This window comes from Parapedobacter tibetensis (assembly GCF_024704835.1).
GTDB classification, from domain to species: domain Bacteria; phylum Bacteroidota; class Bacteroidia; order Sphingobacteriales; family Sphingobacteriaceae; genus Parapedobacter; species Parapedobacter tibetensis.
The window spans coordinates 1-6400 of the sequence record NZ_JAMXBE010000039.1; the positions used below are offsets into that span (position 1 = coordinate 1).

Below are 6400 nucleotides of genomic sequence, written 5' to 3' on the forward strand. Positions count from 1 at the left end.
CAATAAAAACGCTCATTTTTTCTAGGCTACCGATGCGCTTATCGTACAGGCAAGTGAGCATGCTGCCGCTATAAGTATCTTTTTGGGCGATAAGCATATTGGTATCTACTGTAGCCGAAGCAAAGACCTGATAGCCACCAAAATCTACCAATAACTGTGGATTGGCTTCTTCCAAGAAAAACTGACGCAAGGCCTGCCCATAACTGGCTCGCATCCACTTATTAGAAGTGATGTATCCAAAATAATATCCCGGACGAAGCAGACGAACCGCCAATTCGTAAAATAGACAATAGATATCGCCTGTACGGATAAATGTTTGATAATCTTGCTGCTGAAGTACATCCGCCTCGGCTCCCATTTTCTGCAATTGAATATATGGCGGGTTTCCGATTACAACTTCAAAACCTTTAAAATCGCCCTGTTCATCTAATACCTCGGGAAATTCGAATCGCCATTCGAATGCAGTCTTATATAATGCATTATTTTCAATATCGGCAATTTGTTTCTCAATTGCTTTGATTCTTTTGGTGAGATTCTCCACCTCTTTGTATACGTCTTTTTTACTTCGCTTAATACCGAAAAGATCTTGGTTATTTTGCGCCAATATTAGCTTGCCCCTAAGTTCGGAAAGCCTTTTCCGCTTAGGATCGCGGTTACTTACCGTTTCCCTGAATTGTTGTTTGATCTGAGTGATAAAATCTGATAACCCTTGCTTGGCTTCTTTGCTCGGAGTAGCCTTGTAACTTGCAACAGCCAATTGGTAATCTTTTACGCCAAACCGCTGCTTTCTGAACACATCGGAAAGATCTTCAGACAGTGCGAACTTGCTCAACAACGAATTGCCAGATTTGATATTGATATCGATGTTGGGCAACGTTTCCAATTCGGAAAAGTTACTTTCCGGTGTATAATATGCATTTTTAAGCAGCTCTATCCATAACCGAAGACGACATATTTTGGTTGAGTTCGGATTGATATCAACCCCAAATAGACTACCCTCAATGATTTTGCGCTTTTCGTTGAATATCGTCCGTTGAACACGCTGTAACTCACTATCAACTTTTCGGACGCCGTTGGGAAGTTCTTGCACAACATACTCAAAAAAGCTCTTTGTATGCCGGTTTTCCAAAATCAGCTCATCATTAGCGATGGTTACACTCAGGTCGTTCAATATTTTGCCATGCTCGTCGGCCAGAATCCCGAGCTTTGCCTTGATCACGATAAGCTCGTTGAGACTACTCACTAAAAAATGGCCTGAACCAACAGCAGGATCAACAACCCGGACTTGCTCAATTAGTTCATTGTATAGAAGAATATCCTTGGTGTTTCTCCGCTGTCCAACATGATTGCTTAAGTCATCAAGGGTCTCACAATCCCATTCAAACCTATCATTGAACTTTTTTATTACCGCTCGTTGAATGGTTTCTCGGCACAGAAATGTCGTTATTGCGCCAGGCGTGTAAATAGAGCCGTCTTTGTAACCGTTGATTTTCTCAAACACCAGACCCAATACAGCTGCATTGATTATTGACTTATTTTCTTCTTGAATCTCTTCTTTTCCTACAGACGAAAAATCGTATGCATCAAGAAAATCAAAAAGATAATGTAAGGTGTTGACCCCTTGGTAACGATCGCTATGTACACTTTTCCGTAATACCGAATGGGAATACAGATTAATGCCCAAGTTGTCATCAAGTGAATTGATACGTATTGCCTGCCTTTCTAGGTCAGAAATTTCAAATAATGAACTATTTAAGTAGGGTATATGTCCATATTTTGCCTGCACATTTCCACTGCGTTCTGAAGGTTGCAATGCAAGGACTTGGAAGAACAGCTTATACAATTCATCGTTGTTTGGAATTACACGGGAATTAAGGAAACGATACTTTTTATCGCCATTATGATATTTAATCAATTGGGCTTCAAGTAATTTTAAGAACAATATTCGATTTACCCAGGTAATACACAAGGACAACGCAACGCTGTAAAGTTGCTCCTCGCTCGTCTTTCCGTATTGTTGAAGGCCTTCCACTCTACGTAAAGCATCTTCTGTACGAAGAATATTAATTACATTTTCAAGCAACGCGCCATCTTGCCGAATATCCTTGGGCAGTCTTCCAATCACCTTGCGGCTCTTGTCTTTTGTCTCCTCCAGCCCGATGATATGTAGCAGTTCTGCAAAAAAACCCCGATCTAGGGTATTACTATCGTTTACAAATGGTAGCTTCAGTAAATGTGTTGGAGTAAAAAATTTGTATAGGGCTATCAGCTTTCGATCGTCGCGCTCGAGGTCGTTCTTTAATACCCGCTCATAATCGTCAATATTAAAGTAGGTAAAACTGATCTCCTTATTGAGTTCTTTCAGAAATGGTTTGACAATTTCGTCATAGAAAAAACCTGTCGTCACATTTACTTTCTGCCCCCTATCCCACTCTTTGTAGGCTCGCTGTAGGTTTGTATTTTGATTGAAAATCTTTTCAAACTGGGTTGCGTCAAATACGAACCATTCGTATACGTTCGTGATGACAAGTGTTGTCAAAGATAGATTCTTGTTATTGATTCGATCACGCAGGAAATACAGAATCAGTTCGTGCATAGCACGTGTATTAAGATTTTCCTTCGTTACCATTTCGGCCCGATTCGAAGGCTTTTTTACCTCAAAAAGAACACCAATAGGAGATTGGCTCGTTTTATCTAAATGGATAACAAAATCTGCTCTATCCTTAATTGACACGAGGTAGTCCGGATGATAGAAGGTATTCTTCAAAAAATCCATCAAATGGATTTTAATATTTTCCTCTGAGTGCTGGGCCTCGATGTGAGACAAAAGGTTGATGAGATTCTGCTTGAATTTATTTAAGTCCTCGCGTCTTGGCTTTATTAACCGGTATGCCTTGTCTAAGCTATCTTTTAGGTCTAATATCGAAAAGGTCATATTATTGGCAGATTAACGTTTGGAGTGCAAGTTATAAAATTACCTAATTAATACGTAATATCGAATTTAATATCCCGGTTTTTATTTTAACAGAATCGGATCGCATTGCCAAGCATCATGTATAAAAATTGATGAAGAAAATTTACAAGCTTGGTCGTTGAACGACCAAGCCAGCGACCAAGCCAATAACTTGTAAGCAATAGTTATGTAAGGTAACGGAGCCAGTAACCGAGTTCCACTGGCCCCTTAATCTCGCTCAATCTGACAACCAATCTAACGACCGCGCTAAGTACACAATTGGTGAGAGGTGTCCAGGCCATTCGGGAACGAAAGTCCCAAAATAAGTTGCATCGTTTTACAAAAGGTAAATATTCCTTAGCTTTGGTCAATCAATAAAGTGCCATGCCGTTATTTACCATTAACCAAGGAAAAGCCAAAGAGCTGGAAGAAAAGCCATTTAAGCTGGAAAAGGACATCCAAAAGGTGTTTGAGAATAACTTGGGCACCTTTATGGGGTTAAGGCTGGTAAAGTCTGAGTTCTCCGTAAAGAGCCGACGGATCGACACGCTGGCTTTCGACCCTGATGCATGTGCCTTTATCATCATTGAGTACAAACGGGATAAAAGCAACAGCGTGGTTGATCAGGGCATTGCTTACTTAAACCTAATGTTGGAAAACAAAGCAGAATTTATCGTAGAATACAATGAAAGCTTAAAAGCCAACCTGACACGCAGCGAGGTCGATTGGAGCCAAACGCGGGTGGCCTTTGTGGCATCCTCATTTACCGAAAACCAGAAACAGGCGACGAATTTTAAAGACTTAGCCATAGAGCTCTGGGAAGTGAAGCGCTTTGAAAACAGTACACTATTGGTTAATGTAATCCGCAAATCGGCTTCGGCACCAAGCATCAAACAATTAGCTCCGCAAAGTGAATCGCTAGCACAGGTTAGCAAAGAAATCAAAGAATACACCGAAAAGGACCACTATGAACATGGTTCGGAGGAAATGGTGGAGCTTTACGAGCGGTTTAAAGAGGCCGTACTGAACCTTAGCGACAATATTGATATCAAACCGAAAAAGAAAGAAATAGGATTTACCCATAATGGTAAAATATTTACCGATATCTGCATCCTCAAGAACTCACTCAAGATCTGGATTAACCTAAAACGCGGCCATCTCGACGACCCTAAGAAAATTGCCAAAGATGTCTCGTCTACCGGCCATTGGGGGAACGGTGACTATCAACTCCAAGTCTCAGACGATAAGCACTTGGAGTATATTATGAGCTTGGTAAAGCAGGGGCTTATATACTAATCTCATCATCGGTTGGGAAAATGCAAAAAACCGACATGACAGAAATGTAGCAAGTTTCGGGTTTTCTGCCACGTCACACGTAACAATCTTTGCAACAGAATCTAAAACGAAAAACAATGCAACGATTTGAAAACAGATTTGCACTGATGATGAACAAGATTATTGATCAAACCGACTGGAATTTCGTAACAAATGAAATGCACGAAAGAGGTTTTGCCATTATTCCGAAATTCGTAACGGACGAGCAATGCAGCGAGCTGATACAAGGTTACGGCAATCCAAATGCTTACAGAAAAACGGTAGTAATGGAACGCTACCGTTTTGGCTTGGGCGAATACAAGTATTTCAACTATCCGTTGCCCCACCTCATCCAGCAAATCAGAACAGCCATTTACCCGAAGTTTGTGTAATCTTCCCAGAGTTCCGCTACGCCCAAAATTGAAAATCCGACATCACAGTGTAATCCATAATCGCTATAAAAGTCGTGAAAAACAAAGCCCCGAAACGGGGAGAATAAGATGTGTTAAAAAGGTATGAAGACGCTACAAGCTATCTTGGGAGTATGCCTTGCGATCACAATCTCATCGACGGCAGCGCAACCGCCCTCAGAAACAGGCGGCGAGGCATTACCGCTATTCAGAAAAGCAGCGGAAAAGCTCCTTTCGCTCAAAACGATCAGTTACCAATACGTGAGGGAACTTGACTACGCTGCCGAGGCTATCCTCTCAACAATGACGGGTAGAATGTATATGGATTTTGCCAAAGAAGACGACCTTGCAGGATTCAGGTATCAGTTCTCGCATGCCGACGGGTTCGCTATTTTTAACAATACGGCAATCGTTGACGTCAACACGGGAAGCAAAACCATAGCAACCGAAAATAGGGTAACATCGGTTGCACTAAACAGTCGTTCTGAACTGTTCAATTCCATCGTAACCCTTCGCAACCTCCTGCCGCTCATCATAGCGGACAGCGGTATTGTAAAATCAACGGCCGACACGGTGATCGGCACGGCAGCCGAGACAGGAGCCGGACAGTCTTCGATGACATGAACACCGACCCACCGGCCCCAGCCGAGAATTCGTGGTATTACTCCACGTACTTGGCAGACTATGAGCCGGAGACACGTAGTTCCTTATCCATTATCGAGATCGGCGAAAAGGCTCCTGAAATTGACCTGATTGATTTACGTACGGGGAGCCGGAAAACACTATCGGACTACCGTGGCCGGATGGTGTTATTGGAATTCTGGATAACGAACTGCGGCTATTGCATTGAGGCCGTACCGATATTGAACGAACTGGCCGCGCTGAATAATGCGGACGAACTGGTTGTTTTGGGCATTAATACAATAGACAGCGAAAATACGGTCAGATCCTTCATGCTGCGCAACAAGGTAACGTTCGATATGCTTTGCGGAGCCGACGCGAATATCAATGAGGGATACGGAATCGATGCCTTCCCTCAGGTTGTGTTACTGGATGCGGCTGGCGTGGTCAGTTATTCCGGCCGTCTGGATGTACAGCGGATTATGGCCATAATCAATAAGGGTAAAGTTGATGATGGGCTTTGAATGCGCATGTATGTCCTCTAAAGCAAGCATGAGAAANTGTGTTACTGGATGCGGCTGGCGTGGTCAGTTATTCCGGCCGTCTGGATGTACAGCGGATTATGGCCATAATCAATAAGGGTAAAGTTGATGATGGGCTTTGAATGCGCATGTATGTCCTCTAAAGCAAGCATGAGAAAAATAAGCGACTTGAAAATCGTAACCTGAATACCGCCGTTTTTCTCCGTGATCTCTGGCACATGGGTAGAACGAAACATAATAGACTCAACCTTTGATGTATTTAAGCTCATTATGCAGATTATTTGAGCTTAAAATGGGTTCGAGCTTATCATTAAAATAAGCTCATTTATCCATATATTTGAGCTTATAAAAGAAAATATGTGAGCTTCATTATGGCACAGATACACACTGCTACCCCTGTCCTTACTACAGACCACATACACATACGTGGAAGCAAGCGAGAGCTATGATACCCCCCACTTGCTGGACAACTTTTGCACTAATTTAAGATATGATTACGATACATTTTTGATTTCCTGATAGAACCCTTCATCGGATTACCAATTCTATTTTACAACCTT

Annotated in this window: 6 protein-coding genes; 4 read left to right on the forward strand and 2 right to left on the reverse strand. The window is 42.2% G+C overall.

The features are described 5' to 3' along the window. Positions 1-2935: DUF7149 domain-containing protein (locus NF543_RS24875; protein ID WP_257670927.1), on the reverse strand; the 2935-nt coding region annotated here is incomplete at its 3' end. A 402-nt stretch (positions 2936-3337) separates the two neighbouring features. Here NF543_RS24875 and NF543_RS24880 point away from each other — a divergent pair. The 4 genes from NF543_RS24880 to NF543_RS24895 all read left to right on the forward strand — a co-directional run bounded on the left by NF543_RS24880 (position 3338) and on the right by NF543_RS24895 (position 5822). After that, a complete protein-coding gene (locus NF543_RS24880) occupies positions 3338-4249 on the forward strand; it encodes a DUF5655 domain-containing protein (RefSeq protein WP_257670928.1) in 912 nt (303 codons plus the stop codon). Positions 4250-4365: 116 nt separating this feature from the next. Continuing rightward, positions 4366-4659: a hypothetical protein gene (locus tag NF543_RS24885; RefSeq protein WP_257670929.1), complete on the forward strand. Its 294-nt coding sequence runs from the start codon at positions 4366-4368 to the stop codon at positions 4657-4659. A 123-nt stretch (positions 4660-4782) separates the two neighbouring features. Next, positions 4783-5301 (forward strand): hypothetical protein, encoded by a 519-nt coding sequence (locus NF543_RS24890; protein WP_257957576.1) that lies wholly within the window; start codon positions 4783-4785, stop codon positions 5299-5301. Beyond that, positions 5298-5822: a TlpA family protein disulfide reductase gene (locus NF543_RS24895; protein WP_257957577.1), complete on the forward strand. Its 525-nt coding sequence runs from the start codon at positions 5298-5300 to the stop codon at positions 5820-5822. The genes NF543_RS24890 and NF543_RS24895 overlap by 4 nt, the downstream gene beginning before the upstream one ends. A gap of 41 nt (positions 5823-5863) precedes the next feature. On the opposite strand, the gene NF543_RS24900 is transcribed toward NF543_RS24895, so the two are convergent. Beyond that, positions 5864-6076, reverse strand: coding sequence for a hypothetical protein (locus NF543_RS24900; protein WP_257670984.1), 213 nt, complete (start codon positions 6074-6076; stop codon positions 5864-5866). Positions 6077-6400 lie beyond the last annotated feature (324 nt).

What these genes read in the sequence shown, in the direction of transcription:
- NF543_RS24880 (WP_257670928.1), top strand. Translation starts at nt 3,338, where the DNA reads ATGCCGTTATTTACCATTAACCAAGGAAAAGCCAAAGAGCTGGAAGAA.
- NF543_RS24885 (WP_257670929.1), top strand. Translation starts at nt 4,366, where the DNA reads ATGCAACGATTTGAAAACAGATTTGCACTGATGATGAACAAGATTATT.
- NF543_RS24890 (WP_257957576.1), top strand. Translation starts at nt 4,783, where the DNA reads ATGAAGACGCTACAAGCTATCTTGGGAGTATGCCTTGCGATCACAATC.
- NF543_RS24895 (WP_257957577.1), top strand. Translation starts at nt 5,298, where the DNA reads ATGAACACCGACCCACCGGCCCCAGCCGAGAATTCGTGGTATTACTCC.
- NF543_RS24900 (WP_257670984.1), bottom strand. Translation starts at nt 6,076, where the DNA reads ATGTTTCGTTCTACCCATGTGCCAGAGATCACGGAGAAAAACGGCGGT.